General features: G+C 35.6%; 23 protein-coding genes. 17 read left to right on the forward strand and 6 right to left on the reverse strand.

The window, feature by feature from the left end; translation table 11 throughout:
- The first annotated feature begins 112 nt into the window (after positions 1–112).
- Both ABLB96_RS02935 and ABLB96_RS02940 read left to right on the forward strand, forming a co-directional pair.
- Positions 113–2281, forward strand: coding sequence for a phosphocholine-specific phospholipase C (locus ABLB96_RS02935; protein WP_348897266.1), 2169 nt, complete (start codon positions 113–115; stop codon positions 2279–2281).
- 426 nt (positions 2282–2707) lie between these two features.
- Positions 2708–2875: a hypothetical protein gene (locus tag ABLB96_RS02940; RefSeq protein WP_348897264.1), complete on the forward strand. Its 168-nt coding sequence runs from the start codon at positions 2708–2710 to the stop codon at positions 2873–2875.
- On the opposite strand, the gene nadC is transcribed toward ABLB96_RS02940, so the two are convergent.
- Positions 2872–3717, reverse strand: coding sequence for a carboxylating nicotinate-nucleotide diphosphorylase (nadC, locus tag ABLB96_RS02945; RefSeq protein WP_348897263.1), 846 nt, complete (start codon positions 3715–3717; stop codon positions 2872–2874). The genes ABLB96_RS02940 and nadC overlap by 4 nt on opposite strands.
- Before the next feature lie 171 nt (positions 3718–3888).
- Here nadC and ampD point away from each other — a divergent pair, with 171 nt between their 5' ends.
- Both ampD and murJ read left to right on the forward strand, forming a co-directional pair.
- Complete coding sequence (ampD, locus tag ABLB96_RS02950; protein WP_348897262.1) at positions 3889–4458, forward strand: 1,6-anhydro-N-acetylmuramyl-L-alanine amidase AmpD; 570 nt, start codon at positions 3889–3891, stop codon at positions 4456–4458.
- A gap of 74 nt (positions 4459–4532) precedes the next feature.
- Positions 4533–6083, forward strand: coding sequence for a murein biosynthesis integral membrane protein MurJ (murJ, locus tag ABLB96_RS02955; RefSeq protein ID WP_348897261.1), 1551 nt, complete (start codon positions 4533–4535; stop codon positions 6081–6083).
- A gap of 49 nt (positions 6084–6132) precedes the next feature.
- Here murJ and ABLB96_RS02960 read toward each other — a convergent pair whose 3' ends face one another.
- From ABLB96_RS02960 to ABLB96_RS02980, 5 genes are all read right to left on the reverse strand, one after another.
- Positions 6133–6828: an FKBP-type peptidyl-prolyl cis-trans isomerase gene (locus ABLB96_RS02960; RefSeq protein WP_348897260.1), complete on the reverse strand. Its 696-nt coding sequence runs from the start codon at positions 6826–6828 to the stop codon at positions 6133–6135.
- 49 nt (positions 6829–6877) lie between these two features.
- Positions 6878–7600 carry an FKBP-type peptidyl-prolyl cis-trans isomerase gene (locus ABLB96_RS02965; protein ID WP_310674583.1) on the reverse strand — a complete coding sequence of 241 codons (723 nt, stop codon included), beginning with the start codon at positions 7598–7600 and terminating at the stop codon, positions 6878–6880.
- 196 nt (positions 7601–7796) lie between these two features.
- The gene (locus ABLB96_RS02970; RefSeq protein ID WP_348897259.1) at positions 7797–9992 is read right to left on the reverse strand and encodes a polysaccharide biosynthesis tyrosine autokinase; all 2196 of its coding nucleotides are present in this window, start codon (positions 9990–9992) and stop codon (positions 7797–7799) included.
- A gap of 21 nt (positions 9993–10013) precedes the next feature.
- Positions 10014–10442 (reverse strand): low molecular weight protein-tyrosine-phosphatase, encoded by a 429-nt coding sequence (locus tag ABLB96_RS02975; RefSeq protein ID WP_348897258.1) that lies wholly within the window; start codon positions 10440–10442, stop codon positions 10014–10016.
- Position 10443: 1 nt separating this feature from the next.
- Positions 10444–11586 (reverse strand): polysaccharide biosynthesis/export family protein, encoded by a 1143-nt coding sequence (locus ABLB96_RS02980; protein WP_348897257.1) that lies wholly within the window; start codon positions 11584–11586, stop codon positions 10444–10446.
- A gap of 162 nt (positions 11587–11748) precedes the next feature.
- On the opposite strand from ABLB96_RS02980, the gene tviB reads away from it, so the two are divergent.
- From tviB to galU, 13 genes are read left to right on the forward strand one after another with little or no spacing between them, the layout of a single operon-like run.
- The gene (gene tviB, locus ABLB96_RS02985) at positions 11749–13026 is read left to right on the forward strand and encodes a Vi polysaccharide biosynthesis UDP-N-acetylglucosamine C-6 dehydrogenase TviB (protein WP_348897256.1); all 1278 of its coding nucleotides are present in this window, start codon (positions 11749–11751) and stop codon (positions 13024–13026) included.
- 29 nt (positions 13027–13055) lie between these two features.
- A complete protein-coding gene (rfbB, locus tag ABLB96_RS02990; RefSeq protein WP_348897255.1) occupies positions 13056–14114 on the forward strand; it encodes a dTDP-glucose 4,6-dehydratase in 1059 nt (352 codons plus the stop codon).
- Entirely contained in the window at positions 14114–14989 is an 876-nt protein-coding gene (gene rfbA, locus ABLB96_RS02995) for a glucose-1-phosphate thymidylyltransferase RfbA (protein ID WP_348897254.1), read from the forward strand. Before rfbB ends, rfbA begins: the two co-directional genes overlap by 1 nt.
- Positions 14986–15843 (forward strand): WxcM-like domain-containing protein, encoded by an 858-nt coding sequence (locus tag ABLB96_RS03000; RefSeq protein WP_348897253.1) that lies wholly within the window; start codon positions 14986–14988, stop codon positions 15841–15843. Before rfbA ends, ABLB96_RS03000 begins: the two co-directional genes overlap by 4 nt.
- Positions 15843–16958, forward strand: a complete 1116-nt coding sequence (locus ABLB96_RS03005) for a DegT/DnrJ/EryC1/StrS family aminotransferase (RefSeq protein ID WP_348897251.1) — start codon at positions 15843–15845, stop codon at positions 16956–16958. The genes ABLB96_RS03000 and ABLB96_RS03005 overlap by 1 nt, the downstream gene beginning before the upstream one ends.
- Position 16959: 1 nt before the next feature.
- Positions 16960–18216 (forward strand): O-antigen translocase, encoded by a 1257-nt coding sequence (locus tag ABLB96_RS03010; protein ID WP_348897250.1) that lies wholly within the window; start codon positions 16960–16962, stop codon positions 18214–18216.
- Positions 18217–18222: 6 nt separating this feature from the next.
- Positions 18223–19128 carry a glycosyltransferase gene (locus ABLB96_RS03015; RefSeq protein ID WP_348897249.1) on the forward strand — a complete coding sequence of 302 codons (906 nt, stop codon included), beginning with the start codon at positions 18223–18225 and terminating at the stop codon, positions 19126–19128.
- Complete coding sequence (locus tag ABLB96_RS03020) at positions 19125–20204, forward strand: glycosyltransferase (protein WP_348897248.1); 1080 nt, start codon at positions 19125–19127, stop codon at positions 20202–20204. The genes ABLB96_RS03015 and ABLB96_RS03020 overlap by 4 nt, the downstream gene beginning before the upstream one ends.
- The gene (locus ABLB96_RS03025; RefSeq protein ID WP_348897247.1) at positions 20197–21240 is read left to right on the forward strand and encodes an EpsG family protein; all 1044 of its coding nucleotides are present in this window, start codon (positions 20197–20199) and stop codon (positions 21238–21240) included. Before ABLB96_RS03020 ends, ABLB96_RS03025 begins: the two co-directional genes overlap by 8 nt.
- Before the next feature lie 7 nt (positions 21241–21247).
- Positions 21248–22282, forward strand: coding sequence for a glycosyltransferase family 4 protein (locus tag ABLB96_RS03030; protein WP_348897246.1), 1035 nt, complete (start codon positions 21248–21250; stop codon positions 22280–22282).
- Positions 22283–22288: 6 nt separating this feature from the next.
- The gene (locus tag ABLB96_RS03035) at positions 22289–23116 is read left to right on the forward strand and encodes a glycosyltransferase (RefSeq protein ID WP_348888659.1); all 828 of its coding nucleotides are present in this window, start codon (positions 22289–22291) and stop codon (positions 23114–23116) included.
- A 12-nt stretch (positions 23117–23128) separates the two neighbouring features.
- On the forward strand, positions 23129–23749 hold the full coding sequence (locus ABLB96_RS03040) for a sugar transferase (protein ID WP_348897245.1): 621 nt from the start codon (positions 23129–23131) through the stop codon (positions 23747–23749).
- A gap of 24 nt (positions 23750–23773) precedes the next feature.
- Entirely contained in the window at positions 23774–24649 is an 876-nt protein-coding gene (galU, locus tag ABLB96_RS03045; protein WP_348897243.1) for a UTP--glucose-1-phosphate uridylyltransferase GalU, read from the forward strand.
- The last annotated feature ends 37 nt before the right edge of the window (positions 24650–24686 follow it).

Raw genomic sequence — 24686 nt, forward strand, 5'->3', positions numbered from 1 at the left:
TGCTCAGTGCTTGTAACGATGACAACAAGTCAGATAATTCATCGTCAACAACACCGCCAACCAGTAATTGCAAAATGCACTGTGCGCCATAATAAAAATTAAGGATGAAAAAATGAATCGTCGCGAATTTCTTTTAAATTCTACAAAAACCATGTTTGGGACCGCTGCTTTGGCGAGTTTCCCGCTGAGTATTCAAAAAGCACTAGCAATTGATGCCAAGGTTGAAAATGGAACTATTCAAGATGTTAAGCATATTGTCATTTTGACTCAGGAAAACCGTTCTTTCGATAATTACTTCGGAACATTAAAAGGAGTACGTGGTTTTGGTGACCGCTTTACCATTCCAATGACGGAAGGGCGAAAGGTATGGGAGCAATACGATGCTAAGAAAAATAAAGTACTGCCTTACCATTTAGATAGCCGTTTAGGAAATGCTCAGCGCGTTTCAGGAACACCTCACTCATGGTCAGATGGCCAAGCTGCTTGGGATAATGGTCGAATGAGTGATTGGGTGGCTTATAAAAAGCCGCAATCTATGGGCTACTACAAAAAACAAGAAGTTGAATATCAGTTTGCTTTAGCCAACGCTTTTACCATTTGTGATGCCTACCACTGCGCTATGCATGCAGGAACCAATCCAAACCGTAAGTTTATCTGGACAGGCACTAATGGTCCTACAGGTGCAGGCGTGGCTAGTGTCGTAAATGAGTTTGATGGAATTGGCCCATCAACAGAAGGTTATGAATGGACAACTTATCCTGAGCGCTTACAGCAGGCTGGCGTGACATGGAAAGTTTATCAAAACATGCCAGATAACTTTACAGATAACCCATTAGCTGGTTTCAAACAGTATCGCCGTGCAAATGAGCAATCTGGACAACCTGTCAGCAATGACACACTGACGTGTCCAGCATACGATGAAAAAATCGATGCGACACAACCACTTTATAAAGGTATTGCCAATACCATGCCAGATGGTGGTTTTCTAGGAACTTTTAAAGCAGATATTGCGCAAGGTAAATTACCGCAAGTGAGTTGGTTAGTTGCTCCAGCAAATTATAGTGAGCACCCTGGGCCATCTAGTCCTGTACAGGGCGCTTGGTATATTCAGGAAGTATTAAATGCTTTAACTGAAAACGCTGAGTTGTGGAGCCAAACTGTTTTATTGGTGAATTTTGATGAGAATGATGGTTTCTTTGATCATACTCCTTCACCGAGTGCGCCATCTAAAGATGCAAATGGTGTTGTATACGGAAAAACGACTTTAACCGATCAGCAAATATCGTATGAGTACTTTAACCATCCTGCAGTAGCGACCTCCAAATCTCAACCTAAACCAGATGGTCGAGTGTATGGACCGGGTGTGCGTGTCCCTATGTATGTGATTTCACCATGGAGCCGTGGAGGTTGGGTAAATTCGCAAGTCTTTGACCATACTTCTATTTTACAGTTTTTAGAAAAACGCTTTGGTGTGCAAGAGCCGAATATTAGCCCATACCGCCGTGCCGTATGTGGTGATTTAACGACGGCATTTAATTTTAAAACACCAAATCTCATGCCTATAGCCCAATTAGACGGGAAGAAAACAAAAGCTGAAGCCGATGCGATTCGTGTTGCTCAAGCTTTGTTGCCACAAGTTCCCGTACCGAGTCAGCAGCAATTTCCTCAGCAAGAAATGGGGATTAGACCTTCACGTGCTTTACCTTATATTTTGCATACCAGTGCTAAAGTTGATGCAGCACAAAAAACCGTAAAACTAATGTTCTCAAATACGGGTAAACAGGCAGCAGTTTTCCATGTGTATAACCGATTAGATCTTACGGTAGCTCCTCGTCGTTATATGGTTGAGATGGGTAAACAGCTTGATGATGTATGGAATGCTCCAACTGGGCAGTATGACTTGTGGGTACTTGGACCAAATGGTTTCCACCGTGCATTTAAAGGAGATCTAAACCAAGCCAACCAGACGCAAGCACTACCGGAAATTAGAGTGTGTGTGGAGGAGTGTGATGCGAATTTATATTTGAAGGTTCGCCACGATGGTAATAAGTCAGTCAAGCTTAACGTCAAAGCAAATGCTTATCTTCCAAATAAGACATGGATGATCGAGACGAATAGTTCGGAAAAAGAACTGGTTTGGGATATGTCTGAATTTGGTGGTTGGTATGACTTTACGGTGACTTTAGCCGATGATGCTACGTTTAGTCGTCGTTTTGCAGGGCGTATAGAAACTCAAGAAGATTCAATTTCTGACCCATATATGGGTTATTTAGAGTCTTGAGTTGCTGTAATGGATGAATGATTAAGCTGACGTTTTGAGTTAATAATTTATTTTAAATTAGCTAGCACGACGGAGTCTTATCGTTTATTCATCCAGTGGAAGTAGCTAATTCGTTACTTTGGTTTCGCCTAAAGTAAAGTACGCAATAAAGATTAATTAATCTTTATTGCGTACTTAAAGACAACAGTTGCCTTAATAACATTCTTGCGCTTCGACAAAGCTATAATCGCTTTGTCTTGCTCAGGTTGCAGATGACACCTAGCACAATCTAAAGTTGGGAAATATAAAGGAAGAGAGGGTAATATCTTGTTGTGTAGAGGAAGAATAAAAATAAAGACTTACCTTTTGTAACAGAATCTCCCAAGCTTGGTCATATTTATCTTTTACCTTGGAACTCTAATTTTTTAAAAGTGATGGGGAAAATTTATGCTACAAGGTTTTATTGTATTATTAGCAGTTATTACATTTGTCTTAATGGCTGCCGACCCACGAGATAACGGGGCGCAGGCGACTCAGTCAGCATGGCAGAAAACACAAGCGGCAGACATGACCAAGTCGCAGAAACAAACCAATAATGATGTGGATTTTATTTAAGCATTAAAACGCATTGATAAATCAACGGCTTTGACATCTTTAGTCAACACACCCATAGAAATATAGTCGACTCCAGTAGTCGCTACTTCGCGTAAGTTTTCAATGGTGATATTACCAGAAGCTTCGAGTTTACAACGACCAGCTACATGTTTGACTGCATCAATCATTTGTTGCTGACTAAAGTTATCGAGCATAACAATATCCGCACCTGCTTCAAGCGCTTGGTTGAGTTCATCCCACGTTTCAACTTCGACTTCAACAGGTTTGCCTGGTGCAATTTGGTGTGCTTGGGCAATCGCTTGGCCAATACCACCCGCTGCCATAATATGATTTTCTTTAATTAAGAATGCATCAAATAAACCAAGGCGGTGATTTTGTCCGCCACCAACAGCTACAGCATATTTTTGTGCAATACGTAAGCCCGGTAAGGTTTTACGTGTATCAAGAAGTTTTGTATTTAAACCTTCAAGATGTTGAACATATTCAGCCGTTTTTGTTGCAACTGCAGACAAAGTTTGAATAAAGTTTAAAGCAGGGCGCTCTACAGTAAGTAAGCTACGTGCAGAACCTGCAAGCTTTAAAAAGGCTTCATTTGCAGCTACCCGGTCACCTTCTTGTTTTAACCAAGTCACCTGTACCGTGTTGTCATAAGCTGAGATGAGTGCATTTACCCACGGTTGTCCAGCTAAAACCATATCTTCACGGCTAATGATCGTTGCGGTAGCCTGTTCATCTTCTGGTGTGAGCATGGCAGTAATGTCACCGTCCCCAATATCTTCTTGTAATGCTTGTTGAATATTGATTTGAATTGACTGTTCAAGCAAAGACTGAGGTATGCTCATACGATTTCCATTTTGTCGATGACACTAAAACTTGCGATATATTAGCATCGTCGACTTTAAAAATAAGCTGTTTTGTAAGATTAATCGCGATAAACAATCGTGTTGACTACTTTGAAAAGTAGATAACTGATTTAAACTAAAACAATTGGAAAGCAATTTATTGGCATATCAATGAAGCAAATCACACCTTATGAAGTTATAGATGGACAATTAAAAGGGGCGAGGCAAGTTCCTTCTCCAAATTTTAATCAGCGTCCGACTGGTACCGAAATTCAAATGATTGTGGTTCATAATATTAGTTTGCCGCCGTCTCAATTTGGAGGCGGATACATTGAGCAGTTTTTTCAAAATAAATTAGATTGGTCAGTTCATCCTTATTTTCAAACTATTGAAGGGATGCAAGTCTCTACGCATCTGTTAATTTTACGAACAGGTGAAGTCCTACAGTTTGTTAATTTTAATGATCGTGCATGGCATGCAGGGCGTTCGAGTTATTTAGGTAAGGTTGAATGTAATGATTATTCAATCGGTATTGAGCTTGAAGGAAGTGATGACTTGCCTTTTGAAGAAGTACAGTACAGCGTACTAACCGATGTGGTTAGTACTATTCGCCAAGCTTATCCAGAAATTAAAAACCATATTGCAGGGCATTCGGACATCGCACCAGGCCGAAAAACTGATCCAGGACCTTATTTTAAGTGGCAGCACTTTAGACAGTTGTTGGCACAGAAAAAAACTTGAGTTCATTCATCATTTCACAACGAAAAGATTTTCTAGTTTCATTACAATAGCGACTTTCGAATATATAGCTGTAGGTGAGTACGATGGCATTGTGGCGATCGACTTTTATTGTCAGTGCAATGACGATGTTGTCACGTGTGTTGGGGTTGGTACGGGATGTCGTATTACTCAACGTGTTTGGTGCGGGTAAAGATTTCGATACCTTCGTTGTGGCTTTTCGTATTCCCAACTTCTTTCGGAGGCTGTTTGCCGAGGGAGCTTTCTCACAGGCTTTTATTCCGGTACTGACCGAATATAAAACAGGCCGAGCACATGCTGAAGTACAAATCCTGATTAGTCGTGTATTTGGTTGTTTGCTTACGGTCATGACCTTACTCACTTTCGTGGCTATGGTTTTAGCACCGGCAATCATTTATATGTATGCGCCGGGGTTCCATAATGACCCTGAAAAGTTCGATTTAGCTGTCAGCATGTTCCGTCTGACCATTCCATATTTAATGTTTATGTCACTGACTGCTTTTGCCAGCAGTATCTTAAACAGTTATGGTTCTTTTGCGTCACCAGCCTTTTCACCTGTTTTGCTCAATGTCGCAATGATTGCAGGCGCATGGTGGCTTACGCCGTATATGGCTGAACCTATTAAAGCATTAGGGTGGTCGGTTGTTGCAGCAGGTGTTTTACAACTAGCTGTACAAATTCCTGAGTTATGGCGTAAAAACCTACTGATTCCACCTAAAGTTGATTTTAAACATGAAGGTGTAGAGCGTATTCTAAAATTAATGCTCCCAGCATTATTTGGTGTGTCTGTGACTCAGATTAACCTGTTATTAAATACGATTTGGGCATCTTTCATGCAAGATGGTTCTGTCTCTTGGCTCTACAGTGCTGAGCGTATGACTGAGCTACCCCTAGGCTTGATTGGTGTTGCGATTGGTACCGTAATTTTACCTTCGCTTTCAGCACGACATGCTGAGCAAGATCAGGAAAAGTTCCGTGGCATGATTGACTGGGCAGCAAGAGTTATTGTGTTAGTGGGTTTACCTGCAAGTATCGCTTTATTTATGCTTTCTACACCAATTATTCAGGCTTTATTCCAACGTGGTGAGTTTGACCTACGCGATACGCAAATGACAGCGCTTGCTTTGCAATGTATGAGTGCTGGTGTAATTTCCTTTATGTTAATTAAAGTATTTGCACCAGGTTTCTATGCTCAGCAAGATACTAAAACACCAGTTCGTGTGGGTTTAATGTCTGTTGCCGCAAATGCAATTTTAAACGTTGTATTTATTGGATTCTTTAAACTGATCAATTGGCAGGCTGAGCATATGGCGCTTGCACTGGCATCTTCTGGTTCAGCTTTGGTGAATGCTGGCTTACTCTACTTCTATCTACATAAGCGCAATATTTTCCGATTTGGCTCACATTGGAAAAAACTGATACTTCAATATGGTTTAGCAAACCTTGCCATGATTGCAGCACTTTGGTTTGGGTTAAATTGGTACAACGGTGAGCTTTCTCAGTGGGTTCGTGTTGTTGAGGTTGCGGGCCTATGCATAGTTGGTGTGATTGCTTACTTAATTGGTTTGCTGATTACTGGTTTTAGGCCGAGAGATTTAAAACACTAAAATAAAAAAAGCGATCTTAAATGATCGCTTTTTTTATATCTTAAAAAACTTATTTTGGTAAAACTTGTAGCAATTCAATATCAAAAATTAAAGTACTATTTGGACCAATACTGTCGCCAGCACCGACCTCACCATAAGCGAGTTTAGCCGGAATGAAGAAACGGGTTTTACCACCTTCTTTCATCGTTTGTAAACCTTCTGTCCAACCAGCAATGACTTGATTTAATTGGAAGTCGACAGGATGATTACGTGCGATTGAGCTATCAAAAACAGTCCCATCGAGTAAACGACCTTCATAGTTAACTTTTACATGAGAGGTAGCTTTAGGAGCTTTACCAGAGCCCTCTTTTAATACCTGATACTGCAAGCCAGATTTGGTCGTAATCACTCCAGATTTTTTAGCATTCTCTGCAAGGAATGCGGCACCAGCTTGAGCATTTTGTTGACCTAATTTTTGAAATTCGACTAACTGCTTAGCTTCTAAAGTTTTTTTATACTCATTGATTGCTTTAGCCATTTCTTCGTCTGTCAAACGAGCACTTTTCTTCTGTGCACCTTCTTGAAGACCTTGATAAAAGATATCAAGATTTAAATCTGTTAAAGCATCCGTATTATTACGACCCATTAAGTAGCCATAACTATAGCTAAACTGATCCTTTGCTGGGCTTTTATTTGTTATCGGTGCAGCAGCCAAAACAGATAAACTCATTGTCGATGCAGCAATAACCAAACTGATTTTTTTCATGCCATTTTCCAAAAAAACAGGAGAGTATAACGACTCTCCTGGATTGTTATTATTTCACTGAAATGAGTTCAACATCAAAAATCAGTGTACTGTTTGCCGGGATCCCTGGAAGTTCTTGTGGACCATAGGCAAGATTTGATGGAATAAAGAAAGTCGCTTTTCCGCCTTCCTTCATGAGTTGAAGACCTTCGGTCCAACCTGGAATAACCTGATTAAGTGGGAACTCAACTGGCTGACCACGTTTATAAGAACTATCGAAAACCTGACCGTTAATTAAACGACCTTCATAATGTACTTTAACAACTGACTGAGCTGTTGGCTGCTTACCAGTACCTTCTTTAGTAATGATATATTGCAAGCCTGATGCGGTAGTTTTTACCCCAGCTTTAGTTTTGTTTTCAGCAAGGAATTGTGCATCTGCAGAATCAGTAGCTGTACCTGCTTGCTCAGGTTTATCTTGGTGCTGCATTTTTTGTTGTAACTCTTTTTCATAAGCTGCAACAGCTGCTTTTAAATCTTCTTGAGTATAAGCGCTTGGCTGTTTGCTTCGAGCATCATGGATCCCTTGAACAAATGATTTAGTGTCCAATTCAGGAGGAGTTTGTTGTGCAACTTCATACCCAAGCACATAACTGATTTTTTGAATTGGAGAAGCATTTTTATCTGCTTTACGTCCGACTTCTGTGGTCGGATGTTGAGTTGCATAATATACAGGTACAAGTGCAGCACCGCCTAAAACTACAGCGACAGCAATGGGTAAGGCTTTACTCATAAAGGGTTCCAAAAATAATCATTTGAGTCTAAAAGGCTGCTTCGATCTTAGCATGCTTCGACTTAAGCATAGAATGTTTAACAAAAAAAACGAGTGGTTTTTTTATATATTTTAGTTAGTTTTAATTTGGTAAAACTTAAAAAATCAAATAAAAAAGCCGGATCCAATGATCCGGCTTTTTTAAGAAAACTCTTAATTAATCTTCTTTTTGTGCTTTATATGCATAAGCATAGTTATAGCCATAACCACCGCCGCTAGAGCGTTGAATATCATTAAGGATAAAGCCATTCACTTTAACGCCAGCTTGTTCAAAACGATTAACTGTTAACTCAAGCTCTTTCATATGAGACTTAGCATAACGAGCAACAATTAAGTTCACACCAGTGTATTGAGAAATAATAATACCGTCAGTTACTGCAAGTACTGGTGGAGTATCAATAATGATATGGTCATATTGAGTTTGGAACTTCTCTAGTAAATCTTTGAACTGTGTAGAACTCAACATTTCTGAAGGGTTGGTTGGACTCTTACCACGGGTAATCACGTCGAGATTCGCAACTTGCGTTTTATGTAAAACTTGTGTCAAGTCAGCTTGGCCACTTAGTAATTCAGAAAGACCAGGTTTTACGTCAACATCGAAGTATTTATGCATATAACCGCGACGCATATCAGCATCAATCAATAATACGCGTTTATTCCCTTGGGCGAAAATAGTCGCTAAGTTCGTTGAAATAAACGATTTACCAACTTCCGGAGACGGGCCTGCAATCATAATAATATTATTTTTTGCTGAGGTTAAAGCGAAGTGAATGGCAGTACGAATACTACGCAAACTTTCAATCGCAATATCATCGCTACTTTTAACCGCTAGAATAGGAATACTCTTTTTCTTTTTCAAAATACTCATACGAGTCTCTTGAATAGGAGAGCGAGGTACAGTTGCATAAACCGGAAGATCTAATTCATTTTCAATTTGAGTTGAATCATTAACTCCGCTACGCATCATATTGCGTAGTAATGCAATTAATACACCGATAAAACCACCAACAAAAATAGAAAGTATTAGAACAATCAATTTTTTAGGTTTAATCGGTTTAACAGGTTCTACAGCAGTATCAATAATGCGGACATTACCAATCTCACCTGCATTCGCAATTTTAAGCTGTTGATAAGAGTTGAGTAACGATGTATATAGCTCAGTATTGACTTTTACATCACGATAGAGCTGTAAATATAAACGTTGGGTCTCAGGAAGTTGAGTTAAACGATTATTAAGATCAGCAATCTTTTTATTAATCTCTGCAATTTGAGCATCAATTTGACGGATTAGTGGATGATCATTTGTATATTTAGCTGAAAGCTCGGCTTGTTTTTGTTGTAATTCGATCTTGAGTTTTTCAAGGTCAATGTTTTGTTTAAGTAACAGTTCAGATTCGGCATTCACATCTACCGTTTTATATTTTTCACGGAATTGGTTAAATTTGATTTCAGAATCTTCTAGCTGCTTTCTAAGAAGTGGTAATTGTTTCTCAAGGAAAGCTAGTGTTTGCTTGGTTTCTAGAGATTTTCGTTCAATATTTTGTTGATGATAAACATTTAGAACGTTATTGAGTACTTGGGTAATATGCTCTGGATCTTGGCCTAGATAATTTAAACCAATAACACCGGTCACTTTACCTTTTTCAGCAACACTATAGATATCATTAAAATTTTTAACAGCTGTTGGTAGAGCAAGTTTAGTTAAAGTATAGCTTTGTTCTTTCAAATTACCTTGAGCGCTAAGTTGTAGCTGCCAAAGACCTCTATCTGTATTTAGTATATTTTTCTTGTTTAATTGACCATTAAATACAACTTGATCTTTGTAGGTTAAAGTAAATTGATTTGTTCCTTTGAACTCTAACTTTAAAGGTTTATCTAAATAATATTCAGGTACTTTAAGTTCTCGTATCATCAAATTATCATTTTGATTACTGTACAGTACAGATTCATGACGATACTCAAGTCTACTTTTATCTTGTGAAATTAACTTATCAATCAATCCTGATTGGTTATCTTTGATGTTAATATCAAGATTAAGATTCTGAATGACCTGCCCTAAAACCATTCTAGAATGAAGAATCTCTATTTCTGGATCAGCAGGTGATTTTTGAGATAGACCTCCACTGACTTTAGAAAGATCTCCAAGTAGAGCAGCAGAGGCAGCACCTTTACTGTCTTCAACTTGTACCATTGCATCTACAGAGTAAGTATCAGGAGTTATCCGCAAATATAGCAAGGCACAAATTAAACTTAAGACCACGCAACATGCTATGATTTTCCACTGGGCAATCAATGAAAAGAATAACTCTTTTAAATCGATGCTATCTTCGTTAGTTTTAGAGTTTTGGTTCATAAATTTACAACTAATATACAATTATAATTGAGTGCGCCAATCTTGCACATAGCTTTGAATGTTGCGGCAAGTCTGATCAAAAAAAGCTTGGTCATGCTGATAGGGGTCAGGTATATTTTGCCCTTGCCAATGGCCAAGCCTAAAAATTTTACCCTTAGCAAATGGCCAAGTTTGTTCAATATGCTTTTGCTGATTATTGCTCATTACCAAAATCAAATCATTTTGTTTAATCAATTCAGCGCTGAGCTGACGAGCCCTGTGTGGTCTCATATCAATATTCAACTGATCCATACAATGAATAGCTTTGTCATCTGCAGTATGACCTACTAGGGCTGAAATACCAGCAGATGAGATATTTAATGTAGGATGCTGGGCCTTTAAAAAGTACTCTGCCATTGGGCTGCGGCAAATATTACCGACACAGACTACTAAGATGTTTTGTAACTGCATGCTAGTTTTTACCCAATTGATCAAAGGTATACAGTGCACTTGAGAACGGTACAATCTGGTTCATGATACGCTGCCAGCGTGTTAAACCAGTTGCATCGATATACACAATATCATTTTTTTGCATTTGAAATTGATTAGATAATGCAAGGTTACCGAGACTACTTAAGTTGAGCTGATAAATTGTTGATTTTTTTGTTTGTAAATCTGTCCGCATGACATAAATACGGGCAGCGCTTGCAGAATATGGGTTAACTCCTTCACTTTCACCTAATACATCACTTAGTGTCATCCCCTGATCTCGTAATGGAATTGCTGAGCTTTTATTAGATTCCCCCATAACGTAAAGTTTTTGATTTTGTTTGGTATTTACATAAATTGTATCATTAGGTTGTACTAACAATTTGTGTAGTGAATAGCCTTGTTTTTCAAGTGCAACAACATTTAAGTTATAAACTTCGCCATTACGAATAAGCTGAATATCAGTATTGTCACCAGACTCTTGATTTACACCGCCTGCCATACTTAAGGCAGTATAAATACTAATCGGTTGATCATCTAAGGTATATTGACCACTTTTCATAACTTGGCCATTAACAAAGTAGCGTTTTGCCTGATAAGATAAGACTCGAACGACTACGTCAGGCGTTTTTAAATATTTAGCAAATTGATTACGTAAATATTTATTAGTCTCTGTAAGTGTTTTTCCTGCTATATGAACTTGCCCTACAAGTGGTAGTTGAACATTTCCTGTAGAATCAATTGGATATCCAAAAGCTCTAATATCACTAGGAGAACCTTGAATAGGGGGAGTAATTTCAGGATATGCCCAAAGTTGAATAGATAAGACATCCCCAGGACTTAAACGATATTGATAAAAAGAAGTATTAAATAGAGCACTTACATTTCCTTGCGGACGCAAAGCCTCAGAGCTAATCTGTGGAATATTGTTTTGGGTGAGTTGAACAACAGAAACTTCCGCTCCCTGAGCTGTTTTAAAGTTCCCTTGTTCGGGTAAGTCGTAAGTTTGTAAGCCTGAGGTGACTGCACATCCTGTAAACGAAAGTGAAATGGCTAAAAATAATAATGTGCTCTGATGCTTCACATTCAAACCCTTTATTGTTTGTAATCCAATGATACTTTGCATGAAGATATTGGATTGTAGTCTATAATTAACCCAAATCATACTTTATTTGCTAAGCGCAGATTGTATATTTCAAGAAATTTTTGTTTAAAGTCTGCTATATTATCGTAGTAGGTCGTATCCATGATGTTTGTCCATTTAGATCTAAATGGTTAGGTTTTATATATGTTTCAACTCGAACAATTAAAAATATCAATTATCGGCTTAGGGTATGTTGGGCTGCCTTTAGCGGTTGAATTTGGTAAACATAAACCTACAATAGGCTTTGATATAAACCCGCAACGGATACGAGAGTTACAAAGTGGCTATGACCATACATTAGAAGTCACATCAGATGAGCTAAAACAAGTAGAACATCTCTCATACACTGCAGATATCAATGATTTAAAAAATTCAAATTTCTTTATAGTTACTGTACCAACTCCAATTGATGATTTTAAACAACCGGATTTGTCTCCTCTCATAAAAGCATCGCAAAGTATAGCTAAAGTATTAAAAAAAGGTGATACCGTTGTTTATGAGTCAACCGTTTATCCTGGTGCGACAGAAGAAGTGTGCATACCTGAATTAGAAAAATATTCAGGATTAACATTTAATCAAGATTTCTTTGTAGGTTATAGCCCTGAACGTATTAATCCGGGTGATAAACAGCGACGCGTAACCAATATTTTAAAAATTACATCAGGTTCAACACCGTTAGTAGCTGATTATGTTGATCAAGTTTATAAACTAATCATTGAAGCGGGCACTCATAAAGCACCAACTATAAAAGTAGCTGAGGCTGCAAAAGTCATTGAAAATACACAAAGAGATGTCAATATTGCATTGATCAATGAACTGGCTCTTATTTTTAATAAAATGGGTATTGATACTGAAGATGTACTTAAAGCTGCAGGCACAAAATGGAATTTCTTAAACTTTAGACCAGGTTTAGTTGGTGGTCATTGTATTGGTGTTGATCCGTATTATTTAACGCATAAAGCAGAGTCAATTGGTTTACATCCAGAAATTATTTTGGCAGCTCGTCGTTTAAATGATCGTATGGGTGAATATGTTGCAACCCAATTAATCAAAGAAATGGTAAAGCAGCGCATACAAGTGGTAGGTGCTCGTATATTAATTTTAGGTTTGAGTTTTAAAGAAAACTGCCCTGATATCCGGAACACCAAAATTGTAGATATGGTGAAAGCACTAAAGGAATACGATTTAGATCTTGATATTTACGATCCTTGGGTGGATAGTGCCGAAGTTGAAGGCGAGTATGGCTTAGCTCCAGTTACAGAATTAAAGCAAGATCATTATGATGCAATAGTTATTGCTGTTGCTCATGATCAGTTTAAAGCAATGTCGAGTCAAGAGCTCATTGCACTAGGCAAAGAGAAACATGTTTTATATGACTTAAAATATGTTTTGGATAAAGAACAAAGTGATATTCGACTGTAAAAATTACTAGTTATTAGCATAGGAATTTTATGAAAATTTTAGTCACTGGTGGTGCAGGTTTTATTGGTTCTGCTGTCATTAGAAATATTATAAAAAATACTCAAGATGAAGTATTAAATATAGATAAATTAACATATGCAGGCAATTTAGAATCATTGTCTGAAATTGATATGAATCCACGATATCAATTTGCACAAGTTGACATTTGTGATAGTGAGCGTTTAACAGAAATTTTTAAAATTTTCCAACCGGATGCTGTGATGCATCTAGCAGCCGAGTCTCATGTTGATCGTTCTATTGATGGTCCCGCTGAGTTTATTACAACAAATATTGTGGGTACTTATACATTATTAGAGGTTGCACGTAAGTACTGGCTACAATTAAATGAAGAAAAGAAAGCCTCTTTTAAATTTCATCATATTTCAACAGATGAGGTTTATGGTGATTTAGAAGGTACAACAGATTTATTCACTGAAACGACATCATATGCGCCAAGTTCGCCGTATTCAGCAAGTAAAGCAAGTTCCGATCATTTAGTTCGTGCTTGGCATAGAACATATGGTTTACCAACGATAGTAACGAATTGTTCAAACAATTATGGTCCATACCACTTTCCAGAAAAGCTCATTCCATTGGTGATCTTAAATGCGCTGGATGGTAAGGCTTTACCGATTTATGGTAAAGGTGATCAGATCCGTGATTGGTTGTATGTGGAAGATCATGCCAAAGCTTTATATAAAGTTGTGACTGAAGGTAAAGTTGGAGAAACCTATAATATTGGTGGTCATAATGAAAAACAAAATATAGAAGTCGTGAAAACAATTTGTAAAATTTTAGATGAATTAAAACCACAAAATAATCATCAACCTTATGAGACATTAATCACTTTCGTAAAAGATCGTCCAGGACATGATTTACGATATGCAATTGATGCCTCAAAAATTGCAAAAGATTTAGGCTGGAAGCCTGAGGAAACATTTGAAACAGGCATTAGAAAGACTGTTGAGTGGTATTTAAATAATTTAGAGTGGTGCCGCCGGGTACAAGATGGCAGTTACCAAAGAGAAAGATTAGGTGTAAGTGCATAATGAGTACAAAAGGTATAATTTTAGCAGGTGGTTCTGGGACACGTTTGTATCCGATCACAAAAGGCGTTTCAAAACAACTGTTACCAATTTACGATAAGCCAATGGTTTATTATCCATTGTCTGTTTTGATGTTGGCTGGTATTCGTGAAGTTCTTATTATCAGTACGCCAGACGATATTGATGGCTTTAAGCGATTATTGGGTGATGGTTCACAATTTGGTGTTGAATTAAGTTATGCGATTCAACCAAGTCCAGATGGTTTAGCTCAAGCATTTATTATTGGCGAAAAGTTTATTGGCGAAAGTAATGTCTGTTTAGTACTTGGCGACAATATTTTCTATGGTCAAGGTTTTACACCGATGCTACGCCAAGCTGTGGCCCGTCAAAAGGGTGCAACCGTATTTGGTTATCAAGTCAAAGATCCTGAACGTTTTGGTGTTGTTGAGTTTGATGAGCAAAAACGAGCAGTTTCATTAGAAGAAAAACCAAAACATCCAAAATCGAATTTTGCGGTTACAGGACTTTATTTTTACGATAATGATGTAGTGAAAATTGCAAAACAAGTAAAACCATCAGATCGTGGTGAACTTGAGATTACGACAGTGAACCAGATGTATCTAGACCGTGGTGATCTCAATGTTGAGTTACTTGGACGCGGTTTTGCTTGGTTGGATACAGGAACACATGCAAGCTTGCTTGAAGCGGCACAGTTTGTTGAAACCATTGAAAAACGTCAAGGTTATAAAGTGGCGTGTCTCGAAGAAATTGCACTTCATAATGGTTGGTTGACGAAAGCTCAAGTGTTAGAAATTGGCCAAAGTATGAGTAAAAATGATTATGGTCAATATCTTGTATCTTTGGTGAATGAAATATGAATTTAATTAGTTGGATTGATTTACCGAATTTAGGTGATGAGCGCGGTGGCTTAGTTGTTGCTGAGGCTAGTAAAAATATTCCTTTTGAAGTGAATCGTATTTATTATATTTTTGATGCAAAACCAGAAATACCACGCGGGTTTCATGCACATAAAGAGCTACAGCAAGTTGCATTCTGTATAAGAGGGAAGTGCAGAATGCTTATGGATAATGGTATTGATAAACAAGAGGTATGGTTAGAACAAGCCAATAAAGGCCTAATGATTCCTCCATTTGTTTGGCATGAGATGCATGATTTCTCAGAAGATTGCATCTTATTAGTACTAGCAAGTGAGCATTATGATGAAAGTGATTACATTCGAAATTATGATGATTTTTTAATTGCAGTGAATCGCCCATTTATTCATCCGCTATCGGATGTACATTCGGAAAGAATCGGAAAAAATACAAGGGTTTGGCAATATAGCGTTATATTAAAAGATGCAATTATTGGCAATGGATGTAATATTTGTGCCCATACTTTAATCGAAAATGATGTCTTAATTGGTAATAATGTTACTGTAAAATCAGGAGTTTATATCTGGGATGGTATTACGTTAGAAGATAATGTTTTTATTGGTCCATGTGTTGCTTTTACTAATGATAAGAAACCACGCTCTAAGCAGTATCCTGAAAGTTTTGCCAAAACGATAGTAGAGCAGGGAGCTAGTATAGGGGCTAATGCTACCATTTTACCAGGTATAAGAATTGGTCGAAATGCATTGGTTGGTGCTGGCGCAGTAGTAACTAAAGATGTTCCGGAAAATGCAATTGTAGTAGGAAATCCTGCAATTATTAAAGGCTATGTGAAATAATGATTCCTTTCTTAGATTTAAAAAATATAAATAGTCAATATCGTGCAGAACTCATTGAGGCTTGTACTCGTGTCATAGACTCTGGCTGGTACATAGGCGGAAATGAGCTAGCTCAATTTGAACAAAACTTTGCGGAATATTGTGGCGTAAAATTTGCAATTGGGGTTGCAAATGGTTTAGATGCCTTGATTCTTACTCTTCGAGCATGGAAAGAGTTGGGGAAACTAAATGATGGTGATGAAGTAATCGTCCCGTCAAATACATACATTGCGAGTATTTTAGCAATCACTGCAAATAACCTAACTCCAGTTTTAGTTGAGCCGGATATTAATACTTATAATATCGATCCAAGCAAGATTGAAGCTGCAATTACTCCAAAAACGAAAGTAATCTTACCTGTTCATTTATATGGACAATTAGCAGAAATGCCTGCAATCATGGCAATTGCAAATAAATATAATCTACTGGTTTTAGAAGATTCAGCTCAATCACATAGTGCTGAAATTAGTGGAATAAAAGCTGGAAACTGGGGAGATGCTTCTGGTTTCAGTTTCTATCCTGGTAAAAATTTAGGTGCATTAGGGGACGCTGGTGCTGTAACCACTAATAATGAAGAGCTTGCACAAATGTTACGTGCTCTTCGTAATTATGGTTCTCATGAGAAATATAAAAATTTAGTACCTGGTGTAAATAGTCGTCTTGATGAAATTCAAGCTGCCATGCTAGATATTAAATTAAAATATTTAGATCAAGAAATAGCTCATCGCCGTAAAATTGCGCAATTATATTTGCAGCATATAGTAAATCCTTTAATCAAATTACCTTTAGCTCAGAAAAATGCTGAAGAGTATCAGCAACACGTTTGGCATTTATTTGTGATTCGTACTGAGCATCGCGAGGCTTTACAAAAGTACTTGGCTGAACATGGTGTACAAACTTTAATTCATTATCCTATTCCACCTCACAAGCAACAGGCTTATAAAGAATGGAATGATTTAAGTTATCCTGTATCTGAACAAATTCATGCTGAAGTGATGAGTTTACCTATGGGTCCTACATTAAGCATGAAAGATGCTGAAAAAGTAATTCAGATTTGTAATAACTTTAAAGTCTAATATGAATCTACTAAAGACAAGTATATTAAATAGCGTGGCTGTTTTGATTAAAACAGCCACGATGTTTATTTTAAATAAGATTTTAGCTATTTATGTTGGTCCAGCAGGTTATGCTGCTATCGGTCAATTTCAAAACTTTATACAAATGGTGACAACTTTTGCAGGGAGTGCAATTAATACGGCAGTTATTAAATATACTGCTGAGTATTATGAAGATGAATTCAAACAACGAAATATTTGGAGGACAGCAGGAAGTATCGTTTTAATTTTTAGCTTAGTTTTTTCATTAATTATACTAATTTTTCAAAAACAACTTTCTATTTACATTTTTCATACTGATCTTTATCAAACAGTTTTTGTTTGGTTTGCCGTATTCCTGACATTATTTACCTTCAATGCACTTTTTTTAGCCATTTTAAATGGAAAAAAAGAGGTTTTAAGATTAGTTATTGCAAATATTGTGGGAAGTCTTTTTTCTTTAGCGGTTACGAGCCTTTTAGCCATAAAATATAGTTTATATGGTGCTTTAGTTGCACTTTCAATTTACCAGTCCTTAGCTTTTTTAGCGACCCTATTTTTATGCTATAAAGCCCAATGGTTTAAAATTTCATATTTGTTTGGAAAAATAGATAAATTCATAGCAAAAAAGTTTGCTGCTTTTGCATTGATGGCCTTGGTTAGTGCTATCTGTGTACCCCTTTCTCAAATGGCTATTCGAGGTTATCTAACTCATGAATATGGTGTAACTTATGCTGGCTACTGGGAAGCAATGATACGTTTAAGTGCAGCCTATCTAATGTTAGTGACTACAACATTAGGGGTATATTATTTGCCAAGACTTTCAGAATTATCAAGACTTGAGGAAATCAAATCAGAAGTTTACTTGGGTTATAAATTTATATTTCCTTTAGCTGTCATCGGTGGTTTGATAATTTATAGCTTGCGTGATTGGATTATTACTTTATTGTTTACTAAAAGTTTTCTACCAATGCGTGATTTGTTTTTATGGCAAATGATTGGAGATTCTTTAAAAATTGGCAGTTGGATACTTGCATATTTAATGTTAAGTAAAGCTATGACCAGACTGTTTATCATTACAGAAATTGTATTTGCTTTTACCTCTATTTTATTTACGATTTTATTTACAAAAGTAATGGGTTTTGATGGTGTTTCAGTGGCTCACCTTGTAAATTACGCTTTATATTGGGGTGTCATGGGCTTATTTATATTTAAGCTTTTGAAAGAAAAAATGAGTTAAAATATTATGCTATTCAATGAACAACCTTTAGTTTCTATTGTTATACCTTGTTATAACCATGCAAATTTTGTACAAGATTGCATACAAAGTGTCATCACTCAAACTTATCAAAATATTGAACTTATTATTATTGACGATGGATCTAAAGATGAATCTGTCAAAAAAATACAAAATTTGATCCAACAATGTAAAGAAAGATTTGTTAGATTTGAGTTCAGAAATCGACCAAATAAAGGATTAAGTGCAACTTTAAATGAGGCATTAGAATGGTGTCAAGGAGAATACTATTCTGTTATAGCTTCAGATGATATGTTGCTTAAGGATAAGCTAGAAATACAAATTGACTTTTTTAAAAATAGTGCTGACTCGAGTATTGTAGGAGTCTTTGGAGGATATAATTTAATTAATAATTATAATTCCGTAATAAAAACGGTCCATATGAAAGAGAAAAAATATCTATTCGATGAAATATTTTTACATAACTTTGATTTACCTGCACCGACAGCTTTACTTAAGCTTGAGCATATTCGAGCCGTGGGTGGTTATAAAGAAGATTTAAAAATTGAAGACTGGTATATGTGGTTAAAGCTTACTGAAAATAACCATAGTCTAGTTTATCTTGATAAAGTTTTAGTAAATTATCGTTACCATGAAAACAATTTTTCTAAAAACTTTCAAGTAATGAATATAGAAAGGAAGAAAGTTATTGATAATTTTTCATATCATAAGCTATATAAATATGCTGACTTAAAAATTCAATGGTTAAAGGCAACAGACTATTTATATATAAATAAAAAAGATGCATTAGGTTTATTTAATAAGCTGTTTTTAGAAAATCCAAGTCAGATATTTTCAAAAAACTTTTTAAGATTTATGTTTCACTTTATGAAAGCGAGTGTTAAAAATAAATGAGAAAAATTGCTTTTGTGGTGCAGACATTTGATAAGCGCGATCGTGGTGGTGTATTGCGAGTGGTTACATATTTGGCTAATCATTTGACAGAAAAGTATCAAGTTGAAATAGTAAGCTGTGGTGTAATTAATGAATTAGCTTATGATTTAGATGCTAAAGTTCATTTAAAATCTTTAAATATGTTGAAATACAACACAAGTTTCTATACAGGATTAAATAAAATATTTTGGTTTAAAGAGGCTTATAGGAATATCGAGTCAATTATTGAAGATGATATTGTTTGGATTACATCTTCTCCGCCATTATCCTTATTATTCTCTTTTTTGAAATTTAAAAGAAAGACATTAAAGGTTATTGGGTGTGATCATACTTCTACTGTATATGAAAAAAATTTTTTAATACAAAAAACTCGTAATTTCCTACTTTCTAAACTAGATGTAATGATAGGTTTGAACCCGCAAGATGTAGAATATTATAAAAAAAATGGTATTAATTCAGTTTGGATTCCAAATGGAATTGATTTAAGTTATATATCTAGTAGTGAGAATCATAAAAAATATCTAGTGTATGTTGGAAGGTTTAATGAAGAGAAACAACCATTTAAAGCTATTAATTTGTTCGTGAATAGCTCTTTAATAAATCAAGGTGTTATTCTTAAAATGTATGGGCATGGAGATTTTGAACAAGAAGTTAGAGATTATGTGATTGAAAATGGCTATAGTGCGAGTGTAAAGATTATTAAGGGTGAGGTTGATCCAGATGTTATTTATAAAGATGCCCTGGCTTTAATACTGACCTCTAGATTGGAGGGTTTTCCTCTAGTTTTACTTGAAGCGATTTCTCGAAATATACCTTGCTTAAGTTTTAAAACTCCTTATGGACCTTTAAATATAATTAAAGATGGAGAAAATGGTTTTTTTATAGAAGATGATGTGAGTGATTTTAATAATAAATTAAATTTATTAGAAAAAATAGATCGATACAGTATCCATGAAAGTATTAAGTCATATGATATTTTAAATATTCTTAATTTATGGGAAAAATTGTTAGATGAGGATAGCCTAAAGTATGTCTAAGCTTGTTATCGATAAAAGAGCTCCTTTCTTTTTTTTCCTTTCATGTATTCTGATATTAATAGTTGCTAATAGAGGAGATACTCCAGATACTTTTGTATATTATTATATATTTAAGCATATTGATAGTTATAATCTAAAAAGTTTTTCAGATTTTTATTCGGTAACTGGTGTAGAGTTAGGCTATGGTTGGTATGCTTATATTATATCGCTATTTACGAATTCTGAAAATTTCCTATTTGCCATTTATTCGGCTATTAATTTTTTAGTATTATATCTAATTTTGAGAAAATTTAATAAGAAAATTAGTGTATTATCATTACTTATATATGCATCCGGTCCCTTCTTTTTTATGCAGCAGTTTATGCAGATGAGACAGGGCTTAGCTGTTCTATTAGCTTTATATGCTATTATTGCTTTATTTCAGGATAGAAAATTTTCTGTTTTTATAGTATTTTCTGGACTAGCAATGTTAATGCATCAAGTATCTATTGCACTAGTTACTTTATCTTTTTTATTTTATATTATTTTTAATAAAATTGAAATCAGTAAAAGAAATTTTCTAATTTTGGCGATTCCATATCTTTTTATACTAACCATTTTGTTTAAATTTGTTTTTGTTTCAGTTTTAATGGGTATTTCAGGTAGATTAGAAGATTATTATTATAGCTCTTATAATTATTCTGTGGGTATATTTTCCTTACCAAATTTGAAATCTTATATTCTGTGTATTTTTGTTTTATGGTTTTCTAAGAAAGAAATGTATTTAAATCGTTATTTTGTTTTTTTAATGTTTCTATTAATTACATCTGTTGCTTGTCGTATTGGATTTTCAGATTTTGCAATTTTGAGTGGGCGTTTCTCTACAGTTTTTGGTTTCGTTGAGGTAATTTTGTTTCCATTTATTATGTATGAGCTTTTTAACAATAAGGTGTTAGTTTATATTTCCATTTTTATAATTTCGCTTTGTCAATTGTATATTACTTTGAATTTTCAAGCTCCTTATTTGATCGATAATTATTTTACCCCTTTATATTGAGATTGTTATGAAAATTCTTTTTGTAATTAATTCTTTAAAGAACAAATCAGGAACTGAACGTGTTGCCATTGAACTGGTGAACAAGTTATCGTTCATGGCTAATTATGATGTTACTCTCTTAAACAGAGAGTCTCTTAAAAATAATACAGCTTATCCAGTTTCTGATAATGTAAATGTAGTAGCGATATCGGGTAACTTCTTTGAATTTTATAAAAAATTAAAGATACATATTACTCTTTGTTCGTATGATATGGTGATTGTACATAATATGGGTAAATTATCTTTATTATGTGCTCTTTTACCTAAAATCAAAAAATTGGTTACATTAGAGCATGTCTCTTTTGTTAGTAGGCCTAAAAAAGTTCAAATCTTAAGTAAATTCTTTTACAAGTGGATTGATCAGGTTGTTACTTTAACACAACAAGATAAAGAGCAATTTGATAAATTTCATTCTAAAGTTATTGTTATCCCCAATTTTTCACCCTTCCCTATTGTTTTAGAATCTCCGCTGAGTAGTAACCAAATTGTAACAATAGGTCGTTTAACTGATCAGAAAAATTATCTTCATTTATTGAAAGCTTGGAAAAAAATATATCAAATGATACCAGAGTGGCACCTTAATATTTATGGTGAAGGTGAACACAAAAAAATGCTACAAGATTATATTGAGGAGAACTCTCTACAGCGCGTTATTTTGAAAGGAAGTACATCAAATGTGCAAGAGGTATATAGACAATCAGACTTTTTTGTAATGTCGTCTAAGTATGAAGGTTTACCTATGGTTTTAGTAGAGGCGCAGAGCTTTGGTTTACCTATTGTTTCTTATGATTGTCCTTTTGGGCCAAGTGATGTTATTCAAAATCATAAAAATGGCTTGTTGGTTGAGAACCAAAATATTGAGGCATTGGCAGATGCGATTTTACAACTTGCTTCCTCTCCAGATATGTTGGCGCAATTCTCACAAAATTCATTGATCAATGCTAAAAAATATCAGCCTGAACAGATCTTAAAAGTTTGGATTGAAAAGGTTTTGGAAGGTTAAAATTGTATGTTTTCGGTTCTATTATCTCTATATCATAAAGAAAAACCTGAATATCTAGAAAAGTGTTTTGAAAGCATTTGGGATAATCAGAGCTTGAAGCCAAGTGAAATAGTTTTAGTTTTAGATGGGCCTATTGGTGAGCAACTCACAACTTCTGTACAGGAGTGGCAAGTTAAAATCGGTGAAAAACTAAAAGTAGTTGCGTTACCGCAAAACGTAGGGCTTGGTAAGGCATTAAATGAAGGGCTAAAACAGTGTAGTGCTGATTGGGTTTTTCGTATGGATACTGATGATATTTGTACATCTGATCGGTTTGAAAAACAACTTGCTTTCATAAAACAAAACCCAGATGTTGTTTTATTTAGTTCTCAAGTAATGGAATTTAATCAAGAAATTACTGATGCCGATGTAATCAAGTCTGTGCCTTTAACACATGACGAGATTAAAAAATTTGCACAAAAACGTTGTCCCTTTAACCATATGACCGTTGTGTACAAACGTGATGTTATTTTATCTCTCGGAGGTTATCAGCATCATTTATTTATGGAAGACTACAACTTATGGTTACGTGTAATTGGGAATAATTATAAAGTTGCGAACTTACCTGACGTCCTTCTATATGCTCGTGTTGGTAATGGTATGCACGCACGACGTAAAGGTTTCCAATATATTAAAAGTGAAAAACAGTTACTAGATTTAAAAAAACAACTAAAGTTACAAAATCCTGTATATGCTAATATGCTGTTTCTGATACGGTCTGCGTTTAGACTGTTGCCAGCAAATATGCTAGGTAAAATTTATAATACCTTTCTTCGTAAAGATATTAAAAAATGAGTGAATGAAAATATGAAACGTTTAGTAGACATAGTCATTTCTTTAATAGCTCTAACCGTACTGTCGCCAATATTTCTGATAGTTGCTTATAAGGTCCGTAAAAATCTAGGTTCACCAATATTCTTTTATCAAGAAAGACCTGGTAAGGACGGAAAACTATTTAAAATGATTAAGTTCCGTTCGATGAAGGATGCTTTTGACGCGCAAGGAAACCCTTTGCCAGATGAGGCTCGTATTACTCCATTTGGGCAGAAATTGCGTTCTACTAGCTTAGATGAAATGCCTCAGCTTATTAATGTGCTAAAAGGCGATATGAGCGTAGTGGGTCCTCGACCAATGTTAAAAGACTTTGTTGCTTTATATTCTCCAGAACAAGCGCGTCGTCTAGAAGTCCGTCCTGGAATGACCGGTTTAGCTCAGGTGAGTGGACGTAATGAACTGGATTATGAAGAGCGATTTAAATGTGACGTTTGGTATGTAGACAATCACAATGTTTGGGTTGACTTTAAAATTATGTTTAAAACAGTCAAAGTGATGTCAAGACGAGAGGGTATTAATGCACCAGGACATGTAGGACCATCTTTGTTTAAAGGTAATGATGGCCAAGAAAATGCCGATTCATCTGTAAAGTAAATTTTATATCTTGAAATATTTCTTATGATTAAAAAAGCAGTTTTACCAGTAGCTGGTTTAGGAACGCGGTTTTTACCCGCAAGTAAGTCAATTCCAAAAGAAATGGTTACTGTTGTTGATCGTCCAGCTATTGAATATGTAGTTCGTGAGGCGGTAGAAGCAGGAATTGAACAAATTATTTTGGTGACTCACTCTTCGAAAGCTTCGATTGAAAATTATTTTGATCGAAATTTTGAATTAGAAACTATTTTAAACCAAAAAAAGAAATTTGATTTACTTGCAGAGATTACTCAAATTGTTCCTTCTCATGTGAGTGTTGTTAGTGTACGACAACCTCAGCCTCTAGGCTTAGGACATGCTGTCTTATGCGCAAAGAGTGTAGTAGGACTGGATGATTTTGCTGTGCTATTACCAGATGTATTGGTGAAAGATAGCTCGGGGCAGAATGATTTGTCGCGTATGATTTCTCGTTATGATGAAAGTCAATCTGCACAAATAATGGTAGAAGCAGTGCCTGATCACTTAGTAGATCAATACGGTATTGTTGATGTTTTACAAAGCCCAGATGAAGGTAAAAGTATAGCTATGCAGGGTATTGTAGAAAAACCTGCGGTTGGTTCTGCACCATCTAATTTATCTGTTGTTGGTCGTTATGTTTTACCTGCAAAAATTATGCAGTTACTTGAAAATACACCAAAAGGTGCAGGTAATGAAATTCAATTAACAGATGCAATTGCCATGCTGCAACAAACTGATGTGGTTGAAGCTTATCGTATGCAAGGGCAAACCTTTGATTGTGGCAGTAAGCTTGGTTACTTAAAGGCTGTTCTACATTATGGTATTGAACATCCTAAATTGGGAAATGATTTTAAACAGTTGATTCAAGAACTTAAATTATAAAATTTGTAGCTCTACTTAAGTATTTGTAAAAAATAAT

It is taken from the genome of Acinetobacter sp. XH1741, assembly GCF_041021895.1.
GTDB lineage: Bacteria > Pseudomonadota > Gammaproteobacteria > Pseudomonadales > Moraxellaceae > Acinetobacter.

Excerpts from the sequence above, each read along its gene's own strand:
- ABLB96_RS02970 (WP_348897259.1), bottom strand. The coding sequence starts at position 9,992 with ATGAACCAAAACTCTAAAACTAACGAAGATAGCATCGATTTAAAAGAG.
- ABLB96_RS03010 (WP_348897250.1), top strand. The coding sequence starts at position 16,960 with ATGAATCTACTAAAGACAAGTATATTAAATAGCGTGGCTGTTTTGATT.
- rfbB (WP_348897255.1), top strand. The coding sequence starts at position 13,056 with ATGAAAATTTTAGTCACTGGTGGTGCAGGTTTTATTGGTTCTGCTGTC.
- ABLB96_RS03000 (WP_348897253.1), top strand. The coding sequence starts at position 14,986 with ATGAATTTAATTAGTTGGATTGATTTACCGAATTTAGGTGATGAGCGC.
- nadC (WP_348897263.1), bottom strand. The coding sequence starts at position 3,717 with ATGAGCATACCTCAGTCTTTGCTTGAACAGTCAATTCAAATCAATATT.
- rfbA (WP_348897254.1), top strand. The coding sequence starts at position 14,114 with ATGAGTACAAAAGGTATAATTTTAGCAGGTGGTTCTGGGACACGTTTG.
- ABLB96_RS03020 (WP_348897248.1), top strand. The coding sequence starts at position 19,125 with ATGAGAAAAATTGCTTTTGTGGTGCAGACATTTGATAAGCGCGATCGT.
- ABLB96_RS02935 (WP_348897266.1), top strand. The coding sequence starts at position 113 with ATGAATCGTCGCGAATTTCTTTTAAATTCTACAAAAACCATGTTTGGG.
- ampD (WP_348897262.1), top strand. The coding sequence starts at position 3,889 with ATGAAGCAAATCACACCTTATGAAGTTATAGATGGACAATTAAAAGGG.
- ABLB96_RS03025 (WP_348897247.1), top strand. The coding sequence starts at position 20,197 with ATGTCTAAGCTTGTTATCGATAAAAGAGCTCCTTTCTTTTTTTTCCTT.
- ABLB96_RS03005 (WP_348897251.1), top strand. The coding sequence starts at position 15,843 with ATGATTCCTTTCTTAGATTTAAAAAATATAAATAGTCAATATCGTGCA.
- ABLB96_RS02980 (WP_348897257.1), bottom strand. The coding sequence starts at position 11,586 with ATGCAAAGTATCATTGGATTACAAACAATAAAGGGTTTGAATGTGAAG.
- ABLB96_RS03030 (WP_348897246.1), top strand. The coding sequence starts at position 21,248 with ATGAAAATTCTTTTTGTAATTAATTCTTTAAAGAACAAATCAGGAACT.
- ABLB96_RS03015 (WP_348897249.1), top strand. The coding sequence starts at position 18,223 with ATGCTATTCAATGAACAACCTTTAGTTTCTATTGTTATACCTTGTTAT.
- ABLB96_RS03040 (WP_348897245.1), top strand. The coding sequence starts at position 23,129 with ATGAAACGTTTAGTAGACATAGTCATTTCTTTAATAGCTCTAACCGTA.
- ABLB96_RS02965 (WP_310674583.1), bottom strand. The coding sequence starts at position 7,600 with ATGAGTAAAGCCTTACCCATTGCTGTCGCTGTAGTTTTAGGCGGTGCT.
- ABLB96_RS03035 (WP_348888659.1), top strand. The coding sequence starts at position 22,289 with ATGTTTTCGGTTCTATTATCTCTATATCATAAAGAAAAACCTGAATAT.
- ABLB96_RS02960 (WP_348897260.1), bottom strand. The coding sequence starts at position 6,828 with ATGAAAAAAATCAGTTTGGTTATTGCTGCATCGACAATGAGTTTATCT.
- ABLB96_RS02975 (WP_348897258.1), bottom strand. The coding sequence starts at position 10,442 with ATGCAGTTACAAAACATCTTAGTAGTCTGTGTCGGTAATATTTGCCGC.
- galU (WP_348897243.1), top strand. The coding sequence starts at position 23,774 with ATGATTAAAAAAGCAGTTTTACCAGTAGCTGGTTTAGGAACGCGGTTT.
- tviB (WP_348897256.1), top strand. The coding sequence starts at position 11,749 with ATGTTTCAACTCGAACAATTAAAAATATCAATTATCGGCTTAGGGTAT.
- ABLB96_RS02940 (WP_348897264.1), top strand. The coding sequence starts at position 2,708 with ATGCTACAAGGTTTTATTGTATTATTAGCAGTTATTACATTTGTCTTA.